Here is a 26,256-nt window from a genome sequence, read left to right on the forward strand (position 1 = left end):
GGAGGCCGGACAAGCCAGCGATGTATCACGCGATCGTCTTCCTCCCGCTCGTCGGTGCGCTGCTCGCCGGCCTGTTCGGCCGCCAGCTCGGCCCGAAGCTCAGCGAGGGCATCACCACCGGCCTCCTCGCCTTCTCGGCGCTGCTGTCCTGGGGCGCCTTCCTCGAGGTGCCCGGCACCGAGCACGCCACCCGCGTGCAGGTGGCGACCTGGTTCACCGCCGGCGACCTCGTGGTCGACTGGGCCTTCCGCATCGACACCCTGACGGTGATCATGCTGGTGGTGGTCACCTCGGTCTCGACCCTCGTGCACCTCTACTCCATCGGCTACATGGAGGAGGATCCGCACCGGCCGCGCTTCTTCGCCTACCTGTCGCTCTTCACCTTCGCCATGCTGATGCTGGTGACGGCTGACAACCTGGTGCAGATGTTCTTCGGCTGGGAGGGCGTCGGCCTCGCCTCCTACCTGCTGATCGGGTTCTGGTACGAGAAGCCCTCGGCCAACGCCGCCGCCATGAAGGCCTTCATCGTCAACCGCGTCGGCGATTTCGGGTTCTCGCTCGGCATCTTCCTGGTCTTCGTGCTGACGGGATCGATCGCCTTCGATGGCATCTTCGCTCGCGCGCCCGAGATCAAGGACGCGACCTTCCACTTCCTCGGCTACGACTGGAACGCCCTGACGCTCGCCTGCCTGCTGCTGTTCATGGGTGCCATGGGCAAGTCGGCCCAGTTCCTGCTGCACACCTGGCTGCCCGACGCGATGGAGGGGCCGACCCCCGTCTCGGCGCTGATCCACGCCGCCACCATGGTGACGGCCGGCGTGTTCATGGTGGCGCGCCTGTCGCCGCTGTTCGAACTCGCCCCCAACGCCCTCATCGTGGTCACGGTGATCGGCGGCATCACGGCGTTCTTCGCCGCCACGATCGGCCTCGTGCAGAACGACATCAAGCGGGTGATCGCCTACTCGACCTGCTCGCAGCTCGGCTACATGTTCGTGGCGCTCGGCGTGGGCGCCTATTCGGCCGCCGTGTTCCACCTCTTCACCCACGCCTTCTTCAAGGCGCTGCTGTTCCTTGGCGCCGGCTCGGTCATCCACGCGATGCACCACGAGCAGGACATGCGGAACATGGGCAATCTCCGCCGCTACATTCCCTTCACCTCGGCCATGATGACCATCGGCACCCTGGCGCTGATCGGCTTCCCCTTCACAGCCGGCTATTACTCGAAGGACGCCATCATCGAGGCGGCCTATGCGTCGACGCGGCCCGGTCACACCCTGGCCTTCATCTGCACCGTCGTCGCCGCGCTGATGACCTCGTTCTATTCCTGGCGCCTGTTCTTCATGACCTTCGAGGGACCGGCGCGCTGGGCCGGCCATGGCGCCGCGCATCACGACGATCACCATGCCGCCGGGCATGCGGCTGTCCAGGCCGGCGCCTCCGCCCAGGTCGCGCATGTGGGTTCGTCGGCTGAGGCCGTCCATGTCAATTCGTCGGCTGAGGCCGACGGCGCCCCGGGCCACCACGAGGGCGTCGCCCACGACGACAAGGGCCACGACGTCGAGCCGGCCTCGCACAGCGCCATCGAGCACCACGATCATGCGCACACGCCGCATGAGAGCCCGCTGGTGATGACGATCCCCCTCGGCATCCTGGCCTTCGGGGCGCTCTTCGCCGGGCTGATCTTCAAGAACCGCTTCATCGGCGAGGGCATGGAGACATTCTGGGGCCACGCCCTGGGGCACGGCCCGGACAACCACATCATGCACGACATCCACGCGGTGCCGGCGCTGGTGGCCTACTCGCCCTTCATCATGATGCTGATCGGCTTCGTGCTGGCCTATTGGATGTATATCCGCCGGCCGGAACTGCCGGGCCAACTCGCAGCCCAGCAGCCGAGCCTGTACCGGTTCCTGCTCAACAAGTGGTACTTCGACGAACTCTACGACCGGATCTTCGTCCGACCGGCCAAGGATTTCGGCAAGTTCCTCTGGAAGGAGGCCGATGGCCGGGTCATCGACGGCATGGGTCCGGACGGGATCGCCACCCGCGTCCTCGACGTGACCCGCGGCGTCGTCCGTCTCCAGACCGGCTACGTCTACCACTACGCCTTCGTCATGCTCGTCGGCGTCGCCGCCCTCATCAGCTGGTACATGCTGACCGGCCTGCCCAAGGTCGCCCATTGATGGCCGCCGTCACGTATCGGAGCGCCCGCTCATGTTAGGCCTCGGAATTCTCTCCGGCCTCCTCATCGTGCCGCTCTGCGGCGCGGCCTTCATCCTCACCCTCGGGGAGGAGACCGAGGCTTCGAAGCGCAATGCCCGCTGGGCCGCGCTCATCACGACCCTCGCGACCTTCCTGCTCTCGCTGGTGGCCTGGGGCCGCTACGACGCGACGACCGCGAATTTCCAGCTGGTCGAGACCCATGCCTGGCTGAGCGAAACCACGCGGTTCAAGCTCGGCGTCGACGGCTTCTCGATGCCGCTGATCCTGCTGACCACGTTCCTGATGCCGTTCTGCATCGGCGCCTCGTGGCTCTCGGTGAACATCCGGGTGAAGGAATACTTCGTCGCCTTCCTCGTCCTCGAGACGACGATGATCGGTGTGTTCTGCGCCCTCGATCTGGTGCTGTTCTACCTGTTCTTCGAGGCCGGCCTGATCCCGATGTTCCTCATCATCGGCATCTGGGGCGGCAAGCGGCGCATCTACGCCAGCTTCAAGTTCTTCCTCTACACCCTGCTCGGCTCGGTGCTGATGCTGCTCGCCATCATGGCGATGTACTGGCACGCCGGCACCACCGACATCCCGACCCTGCTGCACACCCGCTTCCCGGTGCATATGCAGACGTGGCTGTGGCTGGCCTTCTTCGCCTCCTTTGCCGTGAAGATGCCGATGTGGCCGGTCCATACCTGGCTGCCCGACGCGCACGTGGAGGCGCCAACCGCCGGCTCGGTGATTCTGGCGGGCATCCTGCTCAAGATGGGCGGCTACGGTTTCATCCGGATTTCGCTGCCGATGTTCCCGGATGCGAGCCAAGCCTTCGCCCCGATGGTGTTCGCCCTCTCGGTGATCGCCATCATCTTCACCTCGCTGATCGCCCTGATGCAGACCGACATCAAGAAGCTCATCGCCTACTCGTCGGTGGCGCATATGGGTTTCGTGACGCTCGGCCTGTTCACCATGAACGAGCAGGGCATCCAGGGCGCGCTGTTCCTGATGATCTCGCACGGCATCGTGTCGGGCGCGCTCTTCCTCTGCGTCGGCGTCGTCTACGACCGGATGCACACCCGCGAGATCGCCGCCTATGGCGGGCTGGTGAAGCGGATGCCGCTCTACGCGGCGGCCATGATGGTGTTCACGATGGCCAATGTCGGCCTGCCCGGGACGTCGGGCTTCGTCGGCGAGTTCCTGGCCATGATGGGGGCTTTCCGGGCCAACCCGACGGTGGCGTTCTTCTCGGTGTTCGGCATCATCCTGTCGGCCGGCTACGCCCTTTGGCTCTACGCCCGCGTGATCTACGGCAAGCTCGAGAAGCCCAACCTGCAGGGCATCCTCGACCTGGATCTCCGCGAAAAGATCATCATCGCGCCGCTCGTCGCCCTGACGATCTATTACGGCGTCCACCCGGCCCCCGTGCTCGACACCTTCGCGCCCTCGACGGAAGCGTTGATGCAGAGCATGCGGACCGCGCTCTCGAACACGCAGACCGCCGCGGCCACCCTGCCGTCCGTGTCGCGCTGAAGGCTTGATCCGATGAACGCCGCTCAGATCGTCCTGCCCGCGCTCGGGCCTGCCCTGCCGGAGCTGATCCTCAGCATCGGCGTGCTGGTGCTGATCCTCTACGGGGCGTTCCGGGGCGAGCGCTCCGCCGAGGGCGTCAATGTCGGCGCCCTGATCCTGCTGGTGCTCGCGCTGTTCGCGGTCATGTCCCAGTCGGGCGCCAAGATCACCACCCTGAACGGCTCGTTCATCATCGACAACTTCTCCAAGGTGATGAAGGCGCTGATCCTGCTCGGCTCGGCCGCCACGATCCTGCTCTCGCGCGACTACTTCCAGCGCGAGCGCATCGACCGGTTCGAGTTCCCGATCCTGCTGATCCTGTGCACCGTCGGCATGATGGTGATGGCCTCGGCCAACGACCTGATCTCGCTCTATCTCGGACTCGAGTTGCAGTCGCTCGCCGCCTACGTCATCGCGGCGTTCCATCGCGACAACCTGAAGTCCACGGAAGCCGGGCTGAAGTACTTCGTCCTCGGGGCGCTCTCCTCGGGCATGCTGCTCTACGGCGCCTCCCTGGTCTATGGCTTCACCGGCACCGTCTCCTTCCCGGGCATCGTCGCGGCGCTCGACGGCACGGCGGGCTTCGGCATCGTGCTCGGCATCGTCTTCGTGGCCGCCGGCGTCGCCTTCAAGCTCGCGGCCGTGCCGTTCCACATGTGGACCCCCGACGTCTACGAGGGCTCGCCGACGCCGGTGACGGCGTTCTTCGCCTCGGCGCCCAAGATGGCCGCCATGGCGATGACGGTGCGGCTCTTCATCGGCGCCTTCCCGGACGTGACGGCGGTGTGGCAGCAGATCATCGTGTTCGTGGCGATCGCCTCGATGGCGCTCGGCTCGTTCGCCGCCATCGGCCAGCGCTCGCTCAAGCGGCTCATGGCCTATTCGTCGATCGGCAATGTCGGCTACGCCCTGGTCGGCCTCGCCGCCGGTTCGCCGGAAGGCATCCGGGGCGTCGTCGTCTACATGATCATCTACCTCGCGATGACGCTGGGCGCCTTCGCGGTGCTGCTGTCGCTGCGGCGCGGCGGCCAGATGTTCGAGACCGTCGACGATCTCTCCGGCCTGTCGCGGACCCATCCGGTCCTGGCCTTCTGCCTCGCCGCGATGATGTTCTCCCTCGCGGGCATCCCGCCGCTGGCCGGGTTCTTCGCCAAGTACTACGTCTTCGCCGCCGCCATCAAAGCCGACCTCGTGGCCCTGGCGATCATCGGCGTGGTCACCAGCGTGATCGGGGCGTTCTATTATCTGCGCCTCGTCAAGGTGATGTATTTCGACGAGCCGGTGGCCGCCTACGAGCCGATGGCGCCCGGCACCCGCATCGTCCTCGCGTTGGCGAGTCTCGTGGTGGTGCTGTTCGGGATCGTGCCGGCCCCGCTGGTGGACGCCGCGGGTGCCGCCGCCAAGTCGCTGTTCTAGCCCCTTGAGCGGATACGGCCTCGGCCCGCAGGCGCGGGTCGCGGGACATCGCCTCCACGTCCACGAGCGCCTCGACTCCACCAACACCGAGGCGATGGCGCGTTTCCGGGCCGGCGAGACCGGTCCGCTCTGGATCGTGGCCCATCGGCAGGACGCGGGCCGGGGCCGGCGCGGCAATGCCTGGGCCTCCGAGCCCGGCAACCTGACCGCGAGCCTGCTGTGGCCGGTGGACGACGTGGAGCCCGGCCAGGTGCCGACCCTCGGCTTCGTCGCCGGTGTCGCCCTGTCCGCCGCCCTCGCCGCTGCCGGCGTCGAAGGGTGCCGCCTGAAGTGGCCGAACGACGTTCTGGCCTCCGGCGCCAAGCTCGCGGGCCTCCTGCTGGAGGCCGACAGCCGCCCCGGCGGGCGTCGCGCGGTCGTGATGGGCTTCGGCGTCAACGTCGCTGCGGCGCCACAGGGCTTGCCTTATCCCGCAACCTGCCTCAGGCAGATGCGGTACGACACGCGCGCCGAGGATCTGTTCGTCCACCTGACGGACGCCGTCATCGACGCAGCGCGACAATGGGACCGTGGCCGCGGGTTCGAGAGAATCCGCGAGCGCTGGATCGCTGACGCGGCCGGGATCGGCGCGCCGGTTTCGGTGCGGACAGGCGACACCCTCGTACACGGAATTTTCGAGACGATCGACGGAGCGGGACGCCTCGTCGTCCGCTCGGAGGATGGAACGCGACGGACCGTGACGGCGGGCGAGGTGCATCTGGGAACGGCCGCGACGGCGGCTTGAGGTTTGACGGACAATGACGACAGGGCAAGACGAACTCGTCTTCGTGCCGCTCGGCGGCGTGGGCGAGATCGGCATGAACGCGGCGCTCTACGGCTTCGGCCCCCCGAAGCGGCGCAAATGGATCATGGTCGATTGCGGCATGGGCTTCGCCGGCGAGGAGGGTTTCCCCGGCATCGACCTGATGTTCCCCGACCTGAGCTTCATCGAGGAGCGCAAGGACGACCTCCTCGCCATCTTCATCACCCACGCGCACGAAGACCATATCGGCGCCATCGGTGAGCTGTGGCCCAAGCTCAAGGCGCCGGTCTACGCGACGCGGTTCGCCAAGAACCTGCTGGAAGCCCGCCGGTTGAGCGAGCCGGGTGCCCCCAAGGTCATCCTGAAGGAGATCCAGGCCGGGCGCCGGGTGCAGATCGGTCCCTTCGAGATCGAGTACGTGCCGGTCTCGCACTCGATCCCCGAATCCAACGCGGTCGCGATCCGCACGCCGCACGGCCTGCTGCTCCACACCGGCGACTGGAAGCTGGACCCGACCCCGATCCTCGGCGACGTGACGTCGGAGGCCGCCTTCCGGGCGCTCGGCGACGAGGGCATCCTGGCGATGATCAGCGACTCGACCAACGTCGTGCGCGAGGGCCGGTCCCCGAGCGAGGCCGAGGTCGCCGCCACCCTGCGCGAGTTGATCGCCGAGGCGCCGCACCGCGTGGCGGTCACCACCTTCGCCTCCAACGTCGCCCGCATGCGGGCCGTGGCCGAGGCCGCCCAGGCCTGTGGCCGTGAAGTCATCGCGGTCGGCCGCGCCATGGACCGGGTCATCGGAGTCGCGCGCGAATGCGGCTTCCTCGACGGCCTGCCGGAATTCCGGTCGTCGGACAGCTACGGCTACCTGCCGCGCGACAAGGTCGTTGCCCTGCTCACCGGTTCGCAGGGCGAGGAGCGGGCCGCGCTCGCCCGGGTCTCGCGCGACGACCATCCGGACATCACGCTCGCCGCGGGTGACCGCGTGATCTTCTCCTCGCGCGCCATTCCCGGCAACGAGCGGGCGGTCGGCGCGATCATCAACGACCTCATCAATGCCGGCATCGAGGTGGTCACCGACCGCACCAAGCTGGTCCACGTCTCCGGCCATCCCCGCCGCGACGAGATGGCGGAGATGTATGCCTGGACCCGACCGCAGACCGCGATCCCGGTCCACGGCGAGGCCCTGCACCTGGACGAGCACGCGCGTTTCGCCCGGGCCCAGGGCGTTCCCAACATCGTCAAGGCCCGGAACGGCAGCGTCGTGCGCCTCGCGCCCGGCACGCCGGAGATCGTCGACCACGTCAAGGCCGGGCGCCTGTTCAAGGACGGCAACGTCCTGATCGACGCCAAGGACCGGGCCATCCCCGAGCGGCGCAAGCTCTCGCAGGCCGGTCTGGTCTCCGTGGCCATCGCGATCGACGTCCAGGGCGAGATCCTGGGCGAGCCCGCCATCGACATCATCGGCCTGCCCAATCGCGGCCGCAACGGCCAGGCGATGCTGGACGTGGTGGTCGAGTCGGTCTCGCGGACCCTGTCGGGCCTGTCCAAGCCGAAGCGCAAGGACGCCGAGGCCGTCGAGAAGGCGGTCGACCGGGGTATCCGTTCGGCCGTGAACGAGGTCTGGGGCAAGAAGCCCGCCTGCCACGTGCAGGTGGTCGAGGTCTAGGGTATCGACCCTCCCCCCCTCGGCGGGGGAGGGGGCCTGCGGAGCAAGGTTGGAGAGGGGTGGACCTCTCCGGAACGGGTGCTCCCCTCTCCCGTCCCGCTTCGCGGGCCACCCTCTCCCGCAGAGGGGAGAGGGGCATTTCGCGGGGCAAGCATAACGGGGGGAGCCCATCATGATCGGACGCCTGAACCATGTCGCCATCGCGGTTCGCGATCTCGACGCCGCCTGCGCCATCTATCGCGACACCCTGGGCGCCACCGTCACGGAGCCGCTGCCGCAGCCCGAGCATGGCGTCACGGTGGTGTTCGTGAACCTGCCCAACAGCAAGGTCGAGCTGATGGCGCCGCTCGGCGAGGGCTCGCCGATCGAGAGCTTCGTCGAGCGCAATCCCAACGGTGGCGTGCACCACGTCTGCTACGAGGTCGACGACATCCTGGCTGCGCGCGACCAGCTGAAGGCCCAGGGCGCGCGCGTTCTCGGCACCGGCGAGCCGAAGATCGGCGCCCACGGCAAGCCCGTGCTCTTCCTGCATCCGAAGGACTTCCTCGGCACCCTCGTCGAGCTGGAACAGGTCTGAGCCGAATGGGCGCAGTCCTCCAGGCCCTGGCCGCCTCCACCCTCCGCACCCTCGGGGTGATGGTGGTGGTGCTTGCCACGGCAGTCGCCGTCGCGGTGAGCCTGTTCAAGCTCTCGGTGTTCGGTGCGCTCGCCCTCTACTTCGTGGTCTGGTGGACGCTGCTCTTCGTCATCCTGCCCCTGCGCAACCAGGTGGAGAGCGACCCGGCACGGATGGTGCCCGGCCAGGACCCGGGGGCGCCGGCCAGCCCGCGCCTGCGCGAGAAGGCGATCCTGACCTCGCTCCTGGCGAGCGTGGTCTTCCTGGTGACGATCCAGGTGTTCGAGCTGGCGGGGCTCTGAGGCGACGGCGCGACCGGGTTTACGCAGCTGTCTCTTAGCGGTCGGGCCGCATCCCCGTCGACGCCGGGACAGAGTCACCGCATAAGCTCGCATCGGGGGCGAAGTCCAGACGCAGCACCCCGTCATCCCGGGGCCGCGCAGCGGAGCTCGGAGTCCAGAAACGCAAGTCGTTCAGGAACTTACGCCGTCAGCGGCTCTGAATTGCACACCGCCGGCGCGCCCCTTCGGGTCCGAGCTCGCCTGTGGCGCCCCGGAATGACACCGGGGATGGAATCTCCGATCGAACCGCTTTTGGACGAGGGCACCCAAGCGACGCAGACGCCGAAGAGGCGATGCCAGCCCCGCGCAAGCGTCTAGGCATAAAAAAAGCAAGGCCTAAGCCTTGCTTTGTAAAGATGGTAGTGCGCTCAGCCTCGATTGTCTCACGCATTGCTGACGGCGTGGCGGCTGAAATTCCTCCCGAGACTCGGACCGTGCGGCGCCGCTGCTTGGGCGGTGCAACCATCACGGGGCGCTTATAGGAACAACAATTCTCATTGTCACGTCCTTCGTGACACATTCTTGCGCTTTTCTACCGGAATGCGTGTCGGTTCTGCGCATTTGTCCGCGTGACCGCACCGGAACGGCGATTGAGCGGATCGGTGTCACCTGGCCGCGCTTGTCTTTTCCTGATGCAATGTGTTGTGTGCCGGGGCGTGCCGTTGACCCACTGGCACGCTGTTTCCAGGGCCTTCCATGCGTCTCTCCCGCTATTTCCTGCCGACCTTGCGCGAGACGCCCAAGGAAGCCGAGATCGTCTCCCACCGCCTGATGCTGCGGGCCGGCCTCGTACGCCAGGAGGCCGCCGGCATCTATGCCTGGCTGCCGCTCGGCCTGCGCGTGCTGAACAAGGTCTGCGCGGTGATCCGCGAGGAGCAGGACCGGGCGGGCGCCATCGAGATCCTGATGCCGGCGATCCAGTCGGCCGAGCTCTGGCGCGAATCCGGCCGCTACGAGGCCTATGGCAAGGAGATGCTTCGGATCTCCGACCGCCACGACCGCGAGATGCTGTTCGGGCCCACCGCCGAGGAGGTCGTCACCGAGATCTTCCGTGGCAGCGTGCGCTCCTACAAGGACCTGCCGAAGAACCTCTATCAGATCTCGTGGAAGTTCCGGGACGAGGTGCGGCCGCGCTTCGGCACCATGCGCTCGCGCGAGTTTCTGATGAAGGATGCCTACTCGTTCGACATCGACCAGGCCGCCGCCCGCCATGCCTATAACCGGATGTTCGTGGCGTATCTGCGCACCTTCGCGGGTCTCGGTCTCAAGGCGATCCCGATGCGGGCCGATACCGGGCCGATCGGCGGCGATCTCAGCCACGAATTCATCATCCTGGCCCAGACCGGCGAGAGCGAGGTCTACTGCGACAGCCAGTATCTCGACTTCGAGATCCCGCCGGTGACCACCGATTTCGAGGACGTCGCCGCGCTCCAGGGCACCGTCGACCGCTGGACCTCGCTCTACGCCGCGACCTCCGAGATGCACGAGCCGGCGGCCTTCGCCGAGGTGCAGGGCGATAGGCAGATGGCCGCGCGCGGCATCGAGGTCGGGCACATCTTCTATTTCGGCACCAAGTATTCCGAGCCGATGGGCGCAAAGGTCACCGGTCCCGACGGGGTCGATCGCCCGGTCCACATGGGCTCCTACGGCATCGGCCCGAGCCGCCTCGTGGCGGCGATCATCGAGGCGTCGCACGACGAGGCCGGGATCATCTGGCCCGATTCCGTCGCGCCCTTCGACGTCGCCCTGATCAACCTGAAGACCGGCGACGCTGCCACCGACGCGGCCTGCGCGGAGATCCAGACGACCCTGGAGGCCGCCGGGCTCAGCGTGCTGTACGACGACCGCGACGAGCGCCCGGGCGCGAAGTTCGCCACCGCCGATCTCATCGGCCTGCCCTGGCAGGTCATCGTCGGCCCGCGCGGCCTCGCAGAGGGCAAGGTCGAGCTGAAGCGGCGCGCCGGGGCCGAACGCGAGAGCATCGCCCCGATCGACCTGCTCGCCCGTCTGAAGCGGGTCTGAGGCGCATCATGGCGGGGGCCCTGACGGACAGGCTCGCGGGTCTTCGCACGCGGTTCCAGCGCGGGAGTACGCCGCCCTTCGCCGGATTCGAGTGGATCATCGCCGGGCGCTACCTGCGGGCACGGCGCCGGGGCGGCGGCGTCTCGGTGGTGGCCTTCTTCTCGTTGCTGGGCATCGCGCTCGGCGTGGCCACGCTGATCATCGTGCTCTCGGTGATGAACGGCTTCCGCACGGAGCTCCTGTCGAAGATCATCGGCATCAACGGGCACGTCTTCGTCTCGCCGATCGACAAGCTCTTCACCGACTATGCCGACCTGTCCGAGCGCCTGTCCAAGGTTGCCGGCGTCCGGGCCGCGATTCCCCTGGTGGAGGGGCAGGCCTTCGCCTCCTCGCCCTATGGCGGCGCCGGCAGCGGCGTGCTGGTGCGCGGCATCCGGGGCGAGGATCTCGACAAGATCGGCGCCATCGCGAGCAACGTCAAAAGCGGCAGCCTCGAAGGCTTCGACGACGGCTCGGGCGTCGCCATCGGACGCCGGCTCGCCGAATCCCTCGGGGTCCAGGCCGGCGACCAAATCAACCTGTTGACGCCGAAAGGGGCCTCGACCCCGTTCGGGACGGCGCCCCGCACCAAGGGCTATTCGATCAAGGCGATCTTCGAGATCGGCATGACCGAGTTCGACTCGACCTTCGTGTTCATGCCGCTCACCGAGGCGCAGGCCTTCTTCAACCGGGATTCCGACGTCAGCCTGATCGAGGTCTATCTCGACAATGCCGAATCGGTGGCGGCGATGCGACCCGATCTGGAGATGGCGGCCGAGCGCCCGGTGCTGCTGACCGACTGGCGCCAGCGCAACCGAACCTTCTTCGGCGCCCTGGAGGTGGAGCGGAACGTGATGTTCCTGATCCTCAGCCTGATCGTCGTGGTGGCGACCCTCAACATCATCTCGGGGCTGATCCTGCTGGTGCGCGACAAGTCGAGCGACATCGCCATCCTGCGCACCATGGGGGCGACCCCCGGCACCATCATGCGGGTGTTCCTGATCAACGGCGCGCTGATCGGCGTGGTCGGGACCTTGAGCGGGCTGGCGCTCGGCATCCTGATCACGGTCAATATCAAGGGCATCCAGCGGGTGCTGTTCCCCTCCGCCTGGGACCCGACCGTGCGCTTCCTCGCCGAGATCCCGGCCGAGATGAACGCCAACGAGATCACCGTCGTGGTGGTCACCTCCATCGCCCTGTCGCTGATCGCGACGCTGTACCCCTCGTGGCGCGCCGCCCGGCTCGATCCGGTGCAGGCCCTGCGCTACGGCTGAAGGCCCGAACCTCCATGACCACGAAAGCCGAGGCGCCCGGCGCGCAGCCGGTCCCGGCCCTGTTCCTCGCCAAGGTGGAGCGGCGCTACCCGCAGGGGACCGGTGCCCTCGAGATCCTGCGGCAGGCCGACCTCGCGATCTGGCCCGGCGAGCTCGTCGCCCTGGTGGCGCCCTCGGGCGCCGGCAAGAGCACGCTGCTGCATCTCGCCGGCCTGCTGGAGCGCCCGGATGGCGGCGAGATCTACCTCGGGGGCACGCCCACGGCGGCGATGGCCGATGCCGAGCGCACCCGCCTGCGCCGCGAGGAGATGGGCTTCGTCTACCAGTTCCACCATCTCCTGCCGGAGTTCTCGGCCCTGGAGAACGTGGTCATGCCCCAGCTCATCCGGGGATTGTCGAACCGCGAGGCCAAGGCGCGCGCGACGGAGCTCCTGAGCTTCCTCGGGCTGAAGGACCGGCTCGTCCATCGGCCGGCCGAACTGTCCGGCGGGGAGCAGCAGCGCGTCGCCATCGCGCGCGCCGTCGCCAACGGCCCACGCCTGCTGCTCGCCGACGAGCCGACCGGCAATCTCGATCCGCACACCGCGGCCCACGTCTTCGGCATCCTGGTGGCGCTGGTGCGCGCCTCCGGCCTCGCCGCCCTCATCGCGACCCACAACATGGACCTGGCCGCCCGCATGGACCGGCGGGTGACGATCCGGGACGGGCTGATCGAAGAGGTGGCGTGACCGGGCTGGGCGGCCTGATCGCGGCACCGCCTTGCATCCGCAGAGTCGTCAGAACACGTCCATGGGTGTGTACATGAGGCTTAGAGCCATGACCCATGTCGGTTTCACCGAGCTGCGGAAGAACCCGGCGACCCATTTCGACCGGGTCGAGACGGATCGCGCCGAACTGGTGGTGACGCGGCAGAACACGAAGATCTCGTCATCCTACCGCTTGCCGAGTTCGAGAGCCTGCGTGAGACCCTTCACCTGCTCGGGACACCGGCGAATGCCCGGCGCCTGACCGAAGCCATGGCGCAACGCGACGGTGCCGGGGGGACGGATCGGGACCTGATCCAGCCGTGACGCTGGTCTGGTCTGACCATGCCTGGGACGATTACCTTCACGGGCAGGCGGCCGATCGAACGACCCTCCAGCGCATTACCGTGTTGATCGGTGAGGCCCGGCGGCATCCGTTTCAGGGCATTGGCAAGCCCGAGCCGCTGAAAGGCCATCTCAAGGGCTGGTGGTCGCGACGGATGACCGGGGAGCACCGCCTTGTCTACCGGGTCGCCGGGCAGGGACCGGATCGGGCCCTCGAAATCCTCCACTGCCGCTGGCATTACGACGCCTGGCACGTGCGAGGGCTCCGAGGGCGCGCCCCGAATTGACGATCCGCTAACCTTGCCGCACATGCATGTGCAAAACCGCTTTACAAAGAACAAAACAAGAACAAAACTCGGGGCCTCAACGAGAGGCGATGCCGATGTTCAAGCGGATGATCCTGACGGGTGCGGTCGAGTTCATGGCCTTCGGGCTGCTGGCGGTGTCGGTCGCTGCCTGGGCTGTCGCACTGGCGCCGTTGCGATAGCGTTGCACCCGGGGCACAGAGGCTGAGCGGTCCACAGCGAAACGGGCCGCGGCATCGGTTTGTCATGGATTGGAAACCCCGACTCGGGCTGGTGGTCGCATGGCGCGCATCCTGAAAGACCCCGCTTACGTCCACCTCCACGTCCATTCTTCGTTCTCCCTGCTCGAGGGGGCTCTGAAGGTCGGCGACATCGTCAAGGCGGCGCTGGCCGACCGGCAGCCGGCCCTGGCGCTCACCGACACCAACAACCTGTTCGGCGCGCTCGAATTCTCCGAGAAGGCGTCCGGCGCCGGCATCCAGCCGATCCCGGGCCTGCAACTCACCGTGGCCTTCGAGGCGCCCGATCCGATGGCGCGGGTGGGGCTGGCGCAATCGGGCTGCGCCAACATCGTGGTGCTGGCCCAGGACGAGACCGGCTACGGCAACCTGCTGCGGCTGGCGAGCCGGGCCTATTTCGACGGCGCCCTCGGCGATGCCCCCCGCGTCAGCGTGGCGGCTTTGGCCGAATCGAGCGCCGGCCTGATCGCGCTCACGGGCGGCTCCACCGGCCCCCTCGACAGCGCCCTGCGGATGGGCCGGGCCGAACTCGCCTCGGGGCGCCTCGCACAGCTGCGCTCCGCCTTCGGCGAGGACGGCCTCTACGTCGAGATCTTGCGCCACGGGCTGCCCGACGAGCGCATGGTCGAGCGGGAATTGCTGCGCCTCGCCGACAGCCACGGCCTCTCGGTGGTGGCGGCCAACGAACCCTTCTTCGCCAAGGAAGGCGACTACGACGCCCACGACGCGCTGCTCGCCATCGCGGACGGGCGCCTCGTCTCGGACGACCGCCGCCGCAAGCTCACGCCGCGCCACGGCTTCAAGACCCGCGCCGAGATGGGCGCGCTGTTCTCCGACCTGCCGGATGCGCTCAACGCCACCGTCGAGATCGCCATGCGCTGCGCCTACCGCGTGCGCACCCGCAAGCCCATCCTGCCGAATTTCGGCGTGGTCGCCGCCGCGGCACCCGACGCCGCCGCCTCCGAGATCGCGGCGGCCCCGCCCCTCGACGAGCCGGCCGAGCTACGCCGGCAGGCGGAAGCCGGCCTCGAACTGCGCCTCGCTCAGCACGGCACCGCGCCGGGCATGTCCGAGCAGGTCTACCGCGATCGCCTGGCCTTCGAGCTCGACGTCATCGTGGGCATGAAGTTTCCCGGCTACTTCCTCATCGTGTCGGACTTCATCAAGTGGGCCAAGGACCACGACATTCCGGTGGGGCCGGGCCGCGGTTCGGGCGCCGGCTCCCTGGTGGCGTGGTCGCTCCTCATCACCGATCTCGACCCGCTCCGCTTCGGCCTCCTGTTCGAGCGCTTCCTCAACCCCGAGCGCGTCTCGATGCCGGATTTCGACATCGACTTCTGCGTCGAGGGCCGCGAGCGCGTGATCCAGTACGTGCAGCAGCGCTACGGCGAGCGGCAGGTGGCGCAGATCATCACCTTCGGCACCCTGCTCGCCCGCGGCGTGCTGCGCGACGTCGGCCGCGTGCTGGAAATGCCCTACGGGCAGGTCGACAAGCTGACCAAGCTCGTGCCGCAGAACCCGGCCAACCCCGTCACCCTGGTCCAGGCCATCGAGGGCGAGCCGAAGCTGCAGCAGGCGATCGAGGAGGAGCCGATCGTGGCCCGCCTCATGGAAATTTCGAAGAAGCTCGAAGGCCTGCACCGTCACGCCTCGACCCACGCCGCCGGCGTGGTCATCGGCGACCGGCCGCTGGAACAGCTGGTGCCGCTCTACCGCGACCCGAAGACCGGGATGCGGGTGACCCAGTTCAACATGAAGTGGGTCGAGGCCGCCGGCCTGGTGAAGTTCGACTTCCTCGGCCTGAAGACCCTGACGCTGCTGCGCTGCTGCACCGACTTCCTGGCCCAGCGCGGCATCATCGTCGACCTCGCCTCGCTGCCCCTCGACAACAAGGCCACCTACGAGCCGATGAAGCGCGGCGAGACCGTGGGCGTGTTCCAGGTGGAATCGGCCGGCATGCGCAAGGCCCTCGTCGAGATGCAGGCGGACCGCTTCGAGGACATCATCGCGCTGGTGGCTTTGTATCGCCCGGGTCCGATGGCCAACATCCCGGTCTATTGCGAGCGCAAGCTCGGGCGCGACGCCGGCAACGAGGCGAGCTGGTACCCGCACGCCAAGCTGGAGCCGATCCTGAAGGAGACCTTCGGCATCATCGTCTACCAGGAACAGGTGATGGAGGTGGCCAAGGTCCTGGCCGGCTACTCGCTGGGCGAGGCCGACATGCTCCGCCGCGCCATGGGTAAGAAGATCAAGGCCGAGATGGACGCCCAGCGCGACCGCTTCGTGAAGGGCTGCATGGAGCGCGACCTCACCAAGGCCAAGGCCGACGAGATCTTCGACCTGCTGGCCAAGTTCGCCGATTACGGCTTCAACAAGTCGCACGCTGCCGCCTACGCCCTGCTGACCTACCAGACCGCCTACCTCAAGGCGAACCATCCGGTGGAGTTCCTGGCCGCCGCGATGCAGCTCGACATCGACGTCACCGACAAGCTCGCCGAATTTCGCCAGGACGCCCAGCGCCTGAAGATCACCGTCGAGCCGCCCTCGATCAACACCTCCGGCGTCGGCTTCGAGGTGCGCGAGGGGCGCATCCACTACGCCCTCGCGGCGATCAAGGGCGTGGGCCGCGGGGCGGTCGAGGCCCTGATCGAGGCGCGGGGCGACAAGCCCTTCCGCGACCTCGCCTGCCTCGCCCGCCGGCTCAACCCGCGCATGCTCAACAAGCGCACCCTGGAAAACCTGGTGGCGGCCGGCGCCATGGACACCATCGAGCCGGATCGGGCCCGGGCCTGCGCCGCCATCGAGCCCATGATGAAGCTCGCTCAGGGCGCGGCCGAAGCGGCCAGCACCGGCATCGAGGACATGTTCGGCGGCATCACCGCCGCCGACGTCACCCTGCGGGTGCCCCCCTACGATCCCTGGCCGATGGCCGACAAGCTGAAGAAGGAATACGAGGCGGTCGGCTTCTTCCTGTCGGGCCATCCCCTCGACGAGTACGGCGACCTCCTGGGCAAGCTCAGGGTCCAGACCTGGGCCGAGTTCTGCCGCGCCGTCCGGGCCGGCACCACCAGCGTGGGCCGCGTGGCGGCCTCCGTGCTCGATCGCTCGGAGCGCCGGACCAAGACCGGCAACAAGCTCGGCATCGTCATCCTGTCCGACCAGACCGGGCATTTCGAGGCGATCATCTTCTCGGAAGGGCTCGGCCAGTACCGCGAGATCCTGGAGCCGGGCCGTCCGCTGGTGCTCCAGCTCCAGGCCAACCTCGAGGGCGAGGACGTGCGCGCCCGCATCATGACCGCCGAACCCCTCGACGCGGCGGTCGCCCGCCACCAGAAGGGCATGCGCGTCTATCTCAAGGACGAGCGCCCGATCGCCTCCGTGCAGCAGCGCCTCCAGGTCCGCGGGGAGGGCGAGGTCTCCCTCATCCTCCTTCTCGACGGTGAGCGCGAGGTCGAGGTCAAGCTGCCGGGCCGCTACCAGGCCACCCCGCAGATCGCCGGCGCCCTGCGGGCTGTCCCGGGGGTGGTTCAGGTCGAGGTCAATTGACGAGGCATTTCGTCAAACAGCGGCCGGCTCGGTTCGAGCCGAGCCACCGTCTGCGGAAAAGCGTGCGGTTGCGCGAAGCCGTTCCGTGACGTCGTAAATCCGATTCTGTCAGCGACCGTATTCAGTCATCTCAGCGCGACGCGGCCCTCCTCCCCAGCGGATCTCGGGCCTGCCCGCGATCCATCGAGCTTGTGGGGAGGCGTTGAAGGTGGGGGTGGTTCCGCTGGCCTCCGTAGCTTGAGGGTCACCTGACCCGCCCCCACGCCTACCCTTTTCCCACAAGGGGGGGAGGGCGCGGGGATCAGTCGAATCCGCTCCTCACGCCGCCCGGATGGCCAACAGGAATCCCTCGACTTCCTGCTTCACGTTCACCGATTGGGTCGCGAGCTCGCCGGCCGCCATCAGGACCTGCTGGGCGGCCGTGCCGGTTTCGCCGGACGAGGCGAGGACCCGGGACACGTTCATCGAGACGTCGTGGGTGCCGCGCGCCGCCTCCGCCGCGTTGCGCGAGATCTCGCCGGTCGCCGCCGTCTGCTCCACCACCGTCATGGCGATGTTCTCCGCGATGGTGTTGACCGACACGATGGTCTGCCCGATCTGCCGGATCGCCGCGACGGCCTGAGCGGTCGCGTGCTGGATCGCGGTGATCTGACCGCTGATCTGATCCGTGGCCCGAGCCGTCTGGCCGGCGAGTTCCTTCACCTCCGCGGCGACCACGGCGAAACCGCGTCCCGCCTCACCGGCGCGGGCCGCCTCGATGGTGGCGTTCAGCGCCAGCAGGTTGGTCTGGCCGGCGATGCTGGAGATCATCGTCACCGCCTCGCCGATCCGGTCGGCGGCCTGTGTCAGGGTTCCCATGGTGGCATCCGTCGCCTCGGCCTCGCGGGCCGCGACGCCGGCCGCGGCGCTGGATTGTTGCACCTGCCGCTCGATCTCGTGCAGGGAGGCCACCATCTCCTCGGCGGCCGCCGCCACGGTCTGCACGTTGGCGGAGGTTTCCGCCGCGGCGGCGCTGGAGGCGGCGGCCTGGCCGCTGGTGCTCTCGGCCACCTGGGTCATCGACTGCGCCGTCGCGTCGAGTTCGGTCGCGGCCGAGGTGACGATGCCGATCGCCCCCGCGATGGTCTGCTCGAAGCCCTGTACGAGCGCGTCGACCCGGTCGGCCCGGCGCTGACGGGTGGATTGCTCGGCGACCTGCTGCTCTTCCAGGGCGATGCGGGCGATCGCGTTCAGACGGAACACGTCCACGGCCTTGGCCATCTGGCCCATCTCGTCCACGGCTTCCTGCGAGGGCACCGCCACTGCGGTCTCGCCCGCGGCGAGGCGGCTCATCGCCCGCGTCATCCCGACGATCGGCCCGATGATGCTGCGGGCGATCAGGAACGCCAGCGCGCCGCCGAGGGCGAGCGCGAGGGCGATCAGCGCGATTTGGATCAGGCGCGCCCGGCTCACGCTCGCCTCCGTGGCGGCCCGGATCTCGGCCACCGCCGCCTCGATCTTGGTGCGCACGGTCAGACCGGACCGGCCCAAAGCCGCCAGGTGCGGTTTCAAGGCATCGTCATAGGCGGCTCGTGTCGCCTCCAGCGCGGCGACCGCGCCGTTGAAGGCGCCCACATAGGCCGACACGGTCTCGTCGAGCGCCTTCGTCGGACGTGTGAACACGCCGTCCGGATCGAGGGCCCGGAGGGCCTTCATCGCGAGATCCACCTTCTGGCTGTTGGTGGCGAAGGTCGCAGGGCCGTTCGGGTCGCGCGTGGCCAGGAAGCGCCAGTTGCTGACCCGCATCAGCAGGACGGCGCTCTCCAGGTTCGCAGCCTGGCTGATCTGTGCGGCGGTGCCCGTCTTGCGGACCTCCGCCATGAGGAGGCCGCTGACCCGGGTGAGTTCGTCGCCGGTCTTGAACAGCGTCGCCTTGCTCTGCGCCACCGGCTCCCCCGCCTGCCCGAGGTTCCGGATGTCGTCCTTGAGGGCCGACGTCTGGTCGAACATGGCGGCGTACAGGGCCTTCCGCTCGGCCGACAGGGCGATGTCGACCTGACGCTTCAGCAGGCCCGACATGGCGTCGCGGGCCTGCTCCATCTCGATCACCCGCTCGGGGCTCGGGTTCGCCTGGAACTCCATGGCCAGACCGGACAGACGCTCACCCTGGCCATTGACCGAGAAGACGTTGCGCGCGCCCTCTTCCAACCGCGCGCTCAGGCCGTAATCGTCGACCACCGAGGCGAGCTGATACTGGGCGGTGAGCCCGAGCCCGCCGGTGATGATCATCAGGCTGCCGAAGCCGGCATAGAGGCGCGAACGAATTCCGAGCATGACGACGTATTCCAGAAGAGTAATTTCTCTGATCAATCGGCGTAGATGGAAACAAATAAAGAAGTCTGAACAGCAAGTATTGATCCAAATCGTTCCACCATACAGATGTCTCGGTGAGCCAATAAAGCTCATCGCACGTAGAGGAACGACAGCGGGCGAACTGATACCTATGGTTGTAATTTCAATGAGGCGTTGTGGTGCCTCGACGTCTCCTCAGACGTTCGGCCCGTTCGACGCCAGGCGTGCCTGCAGGCGCTCGGCCACCAGGGCCTGAAGGGTCAGCAGGTGCGGACACCGGATGCCCTCCGCCACGCAGGCGGCCACGGTGCGGAACAGATACTCGGCACTGGGGCCGAGATGTCCGGCTCCGTCGGCGATCCGCTCGGCGATGGCCGCGTCGGAGATCGGGCCGGTGTAGCGGTCGCTCTCGCGGTTGACCACGAAGGTGAGGGCCTGGATCGTCCCCGCCGCCGTCGCGACCGGCACCCAGCATCCGAGATAGCCGTTGCCCCGCATCTCCCGGCGCCAGACCGGCAGCAGCGTCTCGGCGGCCGTCGCCCCGGTGAGTCGGAAGGCGACGCCCTCGCATGTGCCACCGGTCTCGAGGGCCAGGACGAGGCCGGGATTGCCGGGGCTGCCGCGAAACCGGCGTTGCAACAGGCAGAACCGCCGGTGATAGCCATGCAGCGTGCCGACGCGGCGCTCGGCATAGGCGAATTCCGGCTGCCAGATCAGGGAGCCGTAGCCGAACACCCAGAGCCCCTCCGACGGGGCGGGGTGGGCCGCCAGGGCGGCGGCGAGGCCCGGCGCCAACTCGGCGTCGGTCATCAGGGCCAGGGCGGTGGCGTCGTCGGCCACCGGCAGCGGGTGGGCGCGGGCGATCAGGTCGAGGCTCAGGGCGAGGGGCTGGTCCGGCATGGCCCCACCGAATCATCGGGCGCTCCGCAGGGCAAGACGCGCCGGCTCAACCGTTGCCGTCTCACCCCATGTTGGCTCAACCCGTGTTGGCCGCCATCGTCTCGAGTTCGGGGAACGGCTCGGTGCGTTGGAAGTCGCAGGCCTCCTTGTCCTCGTTGATGACGGTGAGCACGCCTGCCTTCTCCTGGATGACGATCTTGGGCCGTTCGGACCGGCCGAAGCTGCGGCCCCGCATCCGGCTCGACACGCAGTAGAGGGTGCGGCCCTCGTCGAGGAAGGGGCCGGAGACCCGGCTGTGAATGAACCGGACCGGGATCAGCGAGAGTGAGCCGAATTCCGTCTGGCTCAGCGCCAGGGCGGCGAGGCGCTCGCGTATGGGCGCGGTGGCGGCGGGCATCGGGATCGATCCGCGCGCGGTGCAGCCCGCCAGAGCCACGATGGTGAGGACCGCCAGCAGGGTCGGCCCGAGGCTCGGCGGTCGACAGGGATATGGCATGGCGGGGGCCTCGATTCGGGTGTGGTCGAGCGTAGTGACATTCCCGCAAAGCGCGAACAACGTCGGGCTTGCAACCGGCGCCATCCCGTCGCGTTTGCAATGGGCGATCCCCGCCGTAAGACAGCCCATGCAATGGACCGACGACGGCTTGGTGCTCGGCCTGCGCCGACAGGGCGAGACCAGCGTCATCCTCGAACTGATGACCCGCGATCACGGCCGCCATCTCGGGCTGGTGCATGGCGGACGCTCACGCCGGATGCAGCCGGTGCTGCAGCCCGGCAACCGGGTCCGCGCCACCTGGCGGGCGCGCCTCGACGGGAGCCTCGGGGCCTTCGCGGTCGAGCCGGTCCAGTCGGTCGCCGCCCGGCTGATGGGCTCGGCCCTGGCGCTCTACGGCGTCAGCCATCTGGCCGGCCTGCTCCGGCTGCTGCCGGAGCGCGATCCGCATCCCGAACTGTTCGAGGCCGCCTGGCTCCTGATCGGCCACCTGCACGATCCCGACATCGCCCCGCCCCTGATGGTGCGCTTCGAACTGGCGCTCCTGGCGGAACTGGGCTTCGGCCTCGATCTCGCGGCCTGCGCGGCGACGGGGGGCAACGATGCCCTGATCTACGTCTCGCCCCGCAGCGGCCGGGCCGTCAGCGCCTCGGCCGGCGAGCCCTATCGCGACAAGCTCCTAGCGCTGCCCGACTTCCTGCGCGCCCGCGATCCGGGGGGCCTGGCGCCGATGACCCCCGATTCCCGTGCCGTTACGGAGGGGTTTACCTTGACGGGGTACTTCCTCGACCAGCACATCTGGGGGCCGCGCGCGATCCCGGCTCCGGAGGAGCGCGCGCGCTTCGTTGCATTGGGCACGCGGAACGCCTAAATTCCGTTCGTGTTTTGTTCTGATTTGGGTCGTCTGAGGCCCGGGAGTTCGTGATGGGCCAGCCCTTCGAGCCGCCATCGAGTCCCGATGGCATCGAGAGCGTCGAGCTGAAGACCGCGCTGGAGGATCGCTACCTCGCCTACGCGCTGTCGACGATCATGCACCGGGCGCTGCCCGATGCCCGCGACGGGCTCAAACCCGTCCACCGTCGCATCCTGTTCGCCATGCGGCTCCTGAAGCTCGATCCGACCTCGGCCTTCAAGAAATGCGCCCGCATCGTCGGAGACGTCATCGGCAAATACCATCCGCACGGCGACACGGCAGCCTACGACGCTCTGGTGCGCATGGCGCAGGACTTCGCACAGCGCTACCCGCTGGTCGACGGACAAGGCAATTTCGGCAACATCGACGGCGATAACGCCGCCGCCCAGCGCTACACCGAAGCCCGGATGACGGAGGTGGCACGCCTCCTCCTCGAAGGCCTCGACGACGATTCGGTGGATTTCCGCCCGAACTACGACGGGCAGGAGGAGGAGCCGGTGGTGCTCCCCGCCGCCTTCCCGAACCTGCTGGCCAATGGCAGCCAAGGCATCGCGGTCGGCATGGCGACCTCGATCCCGCCCCACAACGCCGCCGAGCTGTGCGACGCGGCGCTCTACCTGATCGGTCATCCCGAGGCGACCTCGGCCCAACTCCTCACCTTCGTGAAGGGACCGGACTTCCCCACCGGCGGCATCCTGATCGACAGCGCCGAATCGATCACCGAGGCCTACCGCACCGGGCGCGGCGGTTTTCGCGTGCGCGCCCGCTGGGCCAAAGAGGATCTGGGACGCGGAACCTGGACCATCGTGGTCACGGAGATCCCCTACGGCGTGCAGAAGGCGCGCCTGATCGAGAAGCTCGCCGAGCTGCTTCAGGAGCGCAAGCTGCCGCTGCTGGCCGACGTGCGCGACGAATCGGCCGAGGATGTCCGCATCGTGCTGGAGCCGCGCGCCCGCAACGTCGATCCGGTGATCCTGATGGAATCGCTGTTCCGGCTCACCGAGCTCGAATCGCGCATCTCGCTCAACATGAACGTGCTGGTGGGCGGGCTCGTCCCCCGCGTCATCGGCCTGGCCGAGGCGCTGCGCGAGTGGCTCGACCACCGCCGCGTCGTGCTCCAGCGCCGCTCGCGCCATCGTCTCGGTCAGATCGACCGCCGCCTGGAAATCCTCGGCGGCCTGCTCATCGTCTATCTCGACCTCGACGAAGTGATCCGCATCATCCGCGAGGAGGACGAGCCGAAGCCCGCCCTGATGAAACGCTTCGCGCTGACCGAGATCCAGGCCAACGCCATCCTCGACACGCGCTTGCGCTCCCTGCGCAAGCTCGAAGAAATGGAGATGCAGCGCGAACTCGACGCTCTGACCCTGGAGAAGGAGGGGATCGAGGGGCTGCTCGGCTCCGACAAGCTGCAATGGGCCGACATCACCAAGCAGATCCGCGCGGTGAAGAAGACCTTCGGACCCGAGACCAAGATCGGCGCCCGGCGCACCACCCTGGAGAACCCGCCGGACACCGCCGGCATCGACTTCACCGCCGCCATGGTGGAGCGCGAACCGATCACCGTCATCGTCTCGAACAAGGGCTGGATCCGGGCGCTCAAGGGCCACGTCGCCGATCTCTCGGGCGTCGCCTTCAAGGGCGATGACGGCCTGAAGCTGGCCTTTCCGAGCGAGACCACGGCCAAGATCCTGGTGCTGGCCTCGAACGGCAAGGTGTTCACCCTGGAGGCGGCCAAGCTGCCGGGCGGGCGCGGTTTCGGCGATCCGATCCGCCTGATGGTGGATTTCGACGACGGCACCGAGATCGTCGCCGCCATCCCCTACCAACCGGGCGGGAAGGTCCTGGTGGCGGCGACCGACGGGCGCGGCTTCCTGGCCCCGGCCGATGCGCTCGTGGCCAACACCCGCAAGGGCAAGGGCATCATGGGCCTCGACGCGCCGGCCACCGCCGCCGTGCTGGTGCCGGCTGCCGGTGACCACATCGCGGTGTGCAGCGCCGACCGCCTGATGCTCGTCTTTCCGCTGAGCGAACTGCCCGAGATGGTGCGCGGCAAGGGCGTACGCCTGCAGCGCTGCCGCCAGACCGCCCTGACCGACGCTCACATCTTCACCCTCGCGGAGGGCCTGCCCTGGCGCGAGACCGGCGGCGAGGCCCGGCTCGCCCAGGCGGGAATCCTGGAGAAATGGATGGGGCACCGCTCCGATGCCGGCACCCTGATGACCCGGAGCTTCCCGAAGTTCGAGCGGTTCGGGAAGTAGGAGAACATCCAGCGCGCGCATCACGCGCGCGCGCTGGATCCCTCACGGGAGGAGGGCAAGATCAGCTACGCGATTCCACGCGACGAAAGACGATCCCGATGGGCGAGGGTCCAACACCGTTGACGCCTGACCTCGAGGAGCGGATCGGACGCATCCGGCGCGCACGCGAGGAAAGCGAAAAATTCGTCGCCGAGCCGAAAAAGCTGATGGACGAGGCCATGACGCGCGAGTGGGACAGGATGCTCGCACCCTGGCGGATTGCCCTGTCCAGGATGGCGGTCGGTGCGGCCCTGTTCGGGGTGGGCACCGCCTTCATCAAGTTCATCGGTGCGTGAAGCGGGCGAGCCGCACGCTCTCGACACCGCCTCGGAGTCCCTGGACGCATACGCGTTCGTCGATCGATGCCTCTCGAAACGGAGAGGCATCGCGGATGCGTCGGATCAGCGGCGGCGGAACTGGCCGCGCATCGGCGGACGGGGGCCGGAGGAGCGCTCGTCCTTGTGCCGGAACACGAGACGGCCCTTTTCCAGGTCGTAGGGCGACATCTCGACGGTGACGCGGTCGCCGGCCAGAGTCTTGATGCGGTTCTTCTTCATCTTGCCGGCCGTGTAGGCCACGATCTCGTGCCCCTGGTCGAGCTGCACGCGATAGCGCGCGTCCGGCAGGATCTCGATCACGAGACCGTCGAACTGCATCAACTCTTCTTTCGCCATCCACACTCTCCAGCCGGACGGCCTGAAAAGGGGCGACCCGGGACACAAAACGAAGCCGTTCGGCAAAACGCGGCGGGCGGCGGGTCCGATCCCATCGGATGCGCAACACCGGCGAGCGTTGCCCCGACATAATGTCCGGACCGCTCCGAAGCAAGCTTTTCCCGAGGCGAGGGCCGACGAAAGCGGCATGCTGTGGTCGAAGGTTCGGTACGACCGGAAGATGTCGCTTCGGAATTGGGCTGGGGACGCGGGGCGGATGGCCGGTCGGATGAATCCTTCAGGGTGGCTTGACGGCGGATCGCGCCGGCACCGGTCCAGGGAGGCGACGTCTCACGGCGTGACGGTGTTGCCGGCGTAGTCGATCCGGCCGTCGGGCGTCCGCTTCCAGACCTGCAGCAGGGTGGTCGGCCGGCGCGGATCGGCCTTGAGGTCGCCCTTGGCATCGTAGGCGAGGTCGCCGAGGATCGTGCGGATGGGGCGGCCCTGGTGCAGGAACGCGGCAACCGCCTGTCCGTCCGCGGAGCCGGCGCCCTCGACGCCCTGGCGCAGAACCTCGACGGAGGCGTAGGCCTGGGCCGCAACGGCATTCGCCTCGGCCGTCCGCGGTGCCTTGGCTCCCTTTGGCTCGGGCAGGCGGCGCGGCTCGGGTGCCAGGGTCATCACCGTGCCCTCGGCGGCCAGCCCGGCGCCCTGCGGAAAGGCCGGATCGAGGAGCCCGTCACTTCCGACGAGGGGCGCGCTCACCCCGGCGTCGCGCAAAGCCCGCAGGAGCACGGCCGCGTCCGGCGCGAGCCCGCCGAAATACACCACCTCCACCCGCGCCCGCTTGAGGCGGGCGACCAGGGTGGAGACGTCGCGCTCGCCCCGGTTCAGGGTTTCGAAGGCCACCTCCGGCTGTCCGGCCGCCTTCAAGGCCCGGCTGACGATCTCCGCGAGGCCGCGTCCGAACAGGCTCTTGTCGTGGACGATGCCGATGCGCTGCCCGGAATGGTGGCCGACCAGATAGGCCCCGGCGACGGTGCCCTGCTCGGACTCGCTCGGCACCGTGCGGAAGACGTTCCACAGACCCTTGCCGGTCAGTCCTGGATCGGTCGACCCGGGCGTCACCGCGACGATGCCCGCCTCCGCATAGGCCGGCATGGCGAGACCGGCGGCTCCGGCACCGAAAGGGCCCACCACGAGGCCGACCCGGTCGGTCGCGAATCGCCGGGCCACCGCCAGGGCTTGCTTGCCCTCGCCCGCATCGTCCGCGACCACCAGGACGAGGCGCTGGCCGTTGACGCCTCCGGCCTTGTTGAGATCGGCAACCGCCTGCTCGGCCCCGAGCCGCACCCCCTGGCCGAAGGCCGCATCCGGGCCGGACAGGGGAGCCGACACGCCGATCCGCACCTGGGCCTCGGCGCGCCCGGCCATTGTCACAGACCAGGCCGCGAGCCCGAAGGCGAACGCTCGCGAAATGACCTGGGCGCGCGGGCTGAGCATCGGGAGGGCAGGTCCGTGACGGTGAGAAT

Annotated in this window: 21 protein-coding genes; 16 read left to right on the plus strand and 5 right to left on the minus strand. The window is 68.2% G+C overall.

The window, feature by feature from the left end:
- The first annotated feature begins 20 nt into the window (after positions 1-20).
- The 13 genes from nuoL to dnaE all read left to right on the plus strand — a co-directional run bounded on the left by nuoL (position 21) and on the right by dnaE (position 17,134).
- Positions 21-2,183 carry an NADH-quinone oxidoreductase subunit L gene (nuoL, locus tag ASF60_RS01045; RefSeq protein WP_056178945.1) on the plus strand — a complete coding sequence of 721 codons (2,163 nt, stop codon included), beginning with the start codon at positions 21-23 and terminating at the stop codon, positions 2,181-2,183.
- Positions 2,184-2,214: 31 nt separating this feature from the next.
- Positions 2,215-3,738 carry an NADH-quinone oxidoreductase subunit M gene (locus ASF60_RS01050; RefSeq protein WP_056178948.1) on the plus strand — a complete coding sequence of 508 codons (1,524 nt, stop codon included), beginning with the start codon at positions 2,215-2,217 and terminating at the stop codon, positions 3,736-3,738.
- A 12-nt stretch (positions 3,739-3,750) separates the two neighbouring features.
- Positions 3,751-5,193 carry an NADH-quinone oxidoreductase subunit NuoN gene (gene nuoN / locus ASF60_RS01055; protein ID WP_056178951.1) on the plus strand — a complete coding sequence of 481 codons (1,443 nt, stop codon included), beginning with the start codon at positions 3,751-3,753 and terminating at the stop codon, positions 5,191-5,193.
- 4 nt (positions 5,194-5,197) lie between these two features.
- Positions 5,198-5,977, plus strand: coding sequence for a biotin--[acetyl-CoA-carboxylase] ligase (locus ASF60_RS01060; protein WP_056178955.1), 780 nt, complete (start codon positions 5,198-5,200; stop codon positions 5,975-5,977).
- A gap of 13 nt (positions 5,978-5,990) precedes the next feature.
- Positions 5,991-7,664 carry a ribonuclease J gene (locus tag ASF60_RS01065; RefSeq protein ID WP_056178958.1) on the plus strand — a complete coding sequence of 558 codons (1,674 nt, stop codon included), beginning with the start codon at positions 5,991-5,993 and terminating at the stop codon, positions 7,662-7,664.
- A 172-nt stretch (positions 7,665-7,836) separates the two neighbouring features.
- Positions 7,837-8,241: a methylmalonyl-CoA epimerase gene (gene mce / locus ASF60_RS01070; protein WP_056178961.1), complete on the plus strand. Its 405-nt coding sequence runs from the start codon at positions 7,837-7,839 to the stop codon at positions 8,239-8,241.
- Between the two features lie 5 nt (positions 8,242-8,246).
- A complete protein-coding gene (locus ASF60_RS01075) occupies positions 8,247-8,582 on the plus strand; it encodes a DUF1467 family protein (protein WP_200935860.1) in 336 nt (111 codons plus the stop codon).
- 735 nt (positions 8,583-9,317) lie between these two features.
- Complete coding sequence (gene proS, locus ASF60_RS01080) at positions 9,318-10,643, plus strand: proline--tRNA ligase (protein ID WP_056178964.1); 1,326 nt, start codon at positions 9,318-9,320, stop codon at positions 10,641-10,643.
- A gap of 8 nt (positions 10,644-10,651) precedes the next feature.
- Complete coding sequence (locus ASF60_RS01085; protein ID WP_056178967.1) at positions 10,652-11,956, plus strand: lipoprotein-releasing ABC transporter permease subunit; 1,305 nt, start codon at positions 10,652-10,654, stop codon at positions 11,954-11,956.
- A 14-nt stretch (positions 11,957-11,970) separates the two neighbouring features.
- On the plus strand, positions 11,971-12,684 hold the full coding sequence (locus tag ASF60_RS01090) for an ABC transporter ATP-binding protein (RefSeq protein WP_056178969.1): 714 nt from the start codon (positions 11,971-11,973) through the stop codon (positions 12,682-12,684).
- 73 nt (positions 12,685-12,757) lie between these two features.
- A complete protein-coding gene (locus ASF60_RS01095; protein ID WP_244478285.1) occupies positions 12,758-12,964 on the plus strand; it encodes a type II toxin-antitoxin system Phd/YefM family antitoxin in 207 nt (68 codons plus the stop codon).
- A gap of 58 nt (positions 12,965-13,022) precedes the next feature.
- Positions 13,023-13,331 (plus strand): Txe/YoeB family addiction module toxin, encoded by a 309-nt coding sequence (locus tag ASF60_RS01100; RefSeq protein ID WP_056178975.1) that lies wholly within the window; start codon positions 13,023-13,025, stop codon positions 13,329-13,331.
- Positions 13,332-13,630: 299 nt separating this feature from the next.
- Positions 13,631-17,134 (plus strand): DNA polymerase III subunit alpha, encoded by a 3,504-nt coding sequence (dnaE, locus tag ASF60_RS01105; protein ID WP_056178978.1) that lies wholly within the window; start codon positions 13,631-13,633, stop codon positions 17,132-17,134.
- Between the two features lie 318 nt (positions 17,135-17,452).
- On the opposite strand, the gene ASF60_RS01110 is transcribed toward dnaE, so the two are convergent.
- The 3 genes from ASF60_RS01110 to ASF60_RS01120 form a co-directional block, all read right to left on the minus strand.
- Positions 17,453-19,447, minus strand: a complete 1,995-nt coding sequence (locus ASF60_RS01110) for a methyl-accepting chemotaxis protein (RefSeq protein ID WP_244478286.1) — start codon at positions 19,445-19,447, stop codon at positions 17,453-17,455.
- Positions 19,448-19,660: 213 nt separating this feature from the next.
- Entirely contained in the window at positions 19,661-20,365 is a 705-nt protein-coding gene (locus tag ASF60_RS01115; protein WP_056178982.1) for a gamma-glutamylcyclotransferase, read from the minus strand.
- Between the two features lie 76 nt (positions 20,366-20,441).
- Positions 20,442-20,861 carry a hypothetical protein gene (locus ASF60_RS01120; protein WP_056178985.1) on the minus strand — a complete coding sequence of 140 codons (420 nt, stop codon included), beginning with the start codon at positions 20,859-20,861 and terminating at the stop codon, positions 20,442-20,444.
- A 127-nt stretch (positions 20,862-20,988) separates the two neighbouring features.
- Between ASF60_RS01120 and recO the strand changes: the two genes are divergently transcribed.
- The 3 genes from recO (at position 20,989) to ASF60_RS01135 (ending at position 24,367) form a co-directional block, all read left to right on the plus strand.
- Positions 20,989-21,729 (plus strand): DNA repair protein RecO, encoded by a 741-nt coding sequence (recO, locus tag ASF60_RS01125; RefSeq protein WP_056178989.1) that lies wholly within the window; start codon positions 20,989-20,991, stop codon positions 21,727-21,729.
- Between the two features lie 53 nt (positions 21,730-21,782).
- A complete protein-coding gene (parC, locus tag ASF60_RS01130; protein ID WP_056178992.1) occupies positions 21,783-24,032 on the plus strand; it encodes a DNA topoisomerase IV subunit A in 2,250 nt (749 codons plus the stop codon).
- Positions 24,033-24,151: 119 nt separating this feature from the next.
- Positions 24,152-24,367 (plus strand): hypothetical protein, encoded by a 216-nt coding sequence (locus tag ASF60_RS01135; RefSeq protein WP_338011488.1) that lies wholly within the window; start codon positions 24,152-24,154, stop codon positions 24,365-24,367.
- Between the two features lie 105 nt (positions 24,368-24,472).
- On the opposite strand, the gene infA is transcribed toward ASF60_RS01135, so the two are convergent.
- Both infA and ASF60_RS01145 read right to left on the minus strand, forming a co-directional pair.
- Positions 24,473-24,745, minus strand: a complete 273-nt coding sequence (gene infA / locus ASF60_RS01140; RefSeq protein WP_056178999.1) for a translation initiation factor IF-1 — start codon at positions 24,743-24,745, stop codon at positions 24,473-24,475.
- 330 nt (positions 24,746-25,075) lie between these two features.
- Positions 25,076-26,227, minus strand: a complete 1,152-nt coding sequence (locus tag ASF60_RS01145) for a branched-chain amino acid ABC transporter substrate-binding protein (protein ID WP_200940878.1) — start codon at positions 26,225-26,227, stop codon at positions 25,076-25,078.
- Positions 26,228-26,256 lie beyond the last annotated feature (29 nt).

This window comes from Methylobacterium sp. Leaf113 (genome assembly GCF_001423325.1).
Lineage (GTDB): Bacteria > Pseudomonadota > Alphaproteobacteria > Rhizobiales > Beijerinckiaceae > Methylobacterium.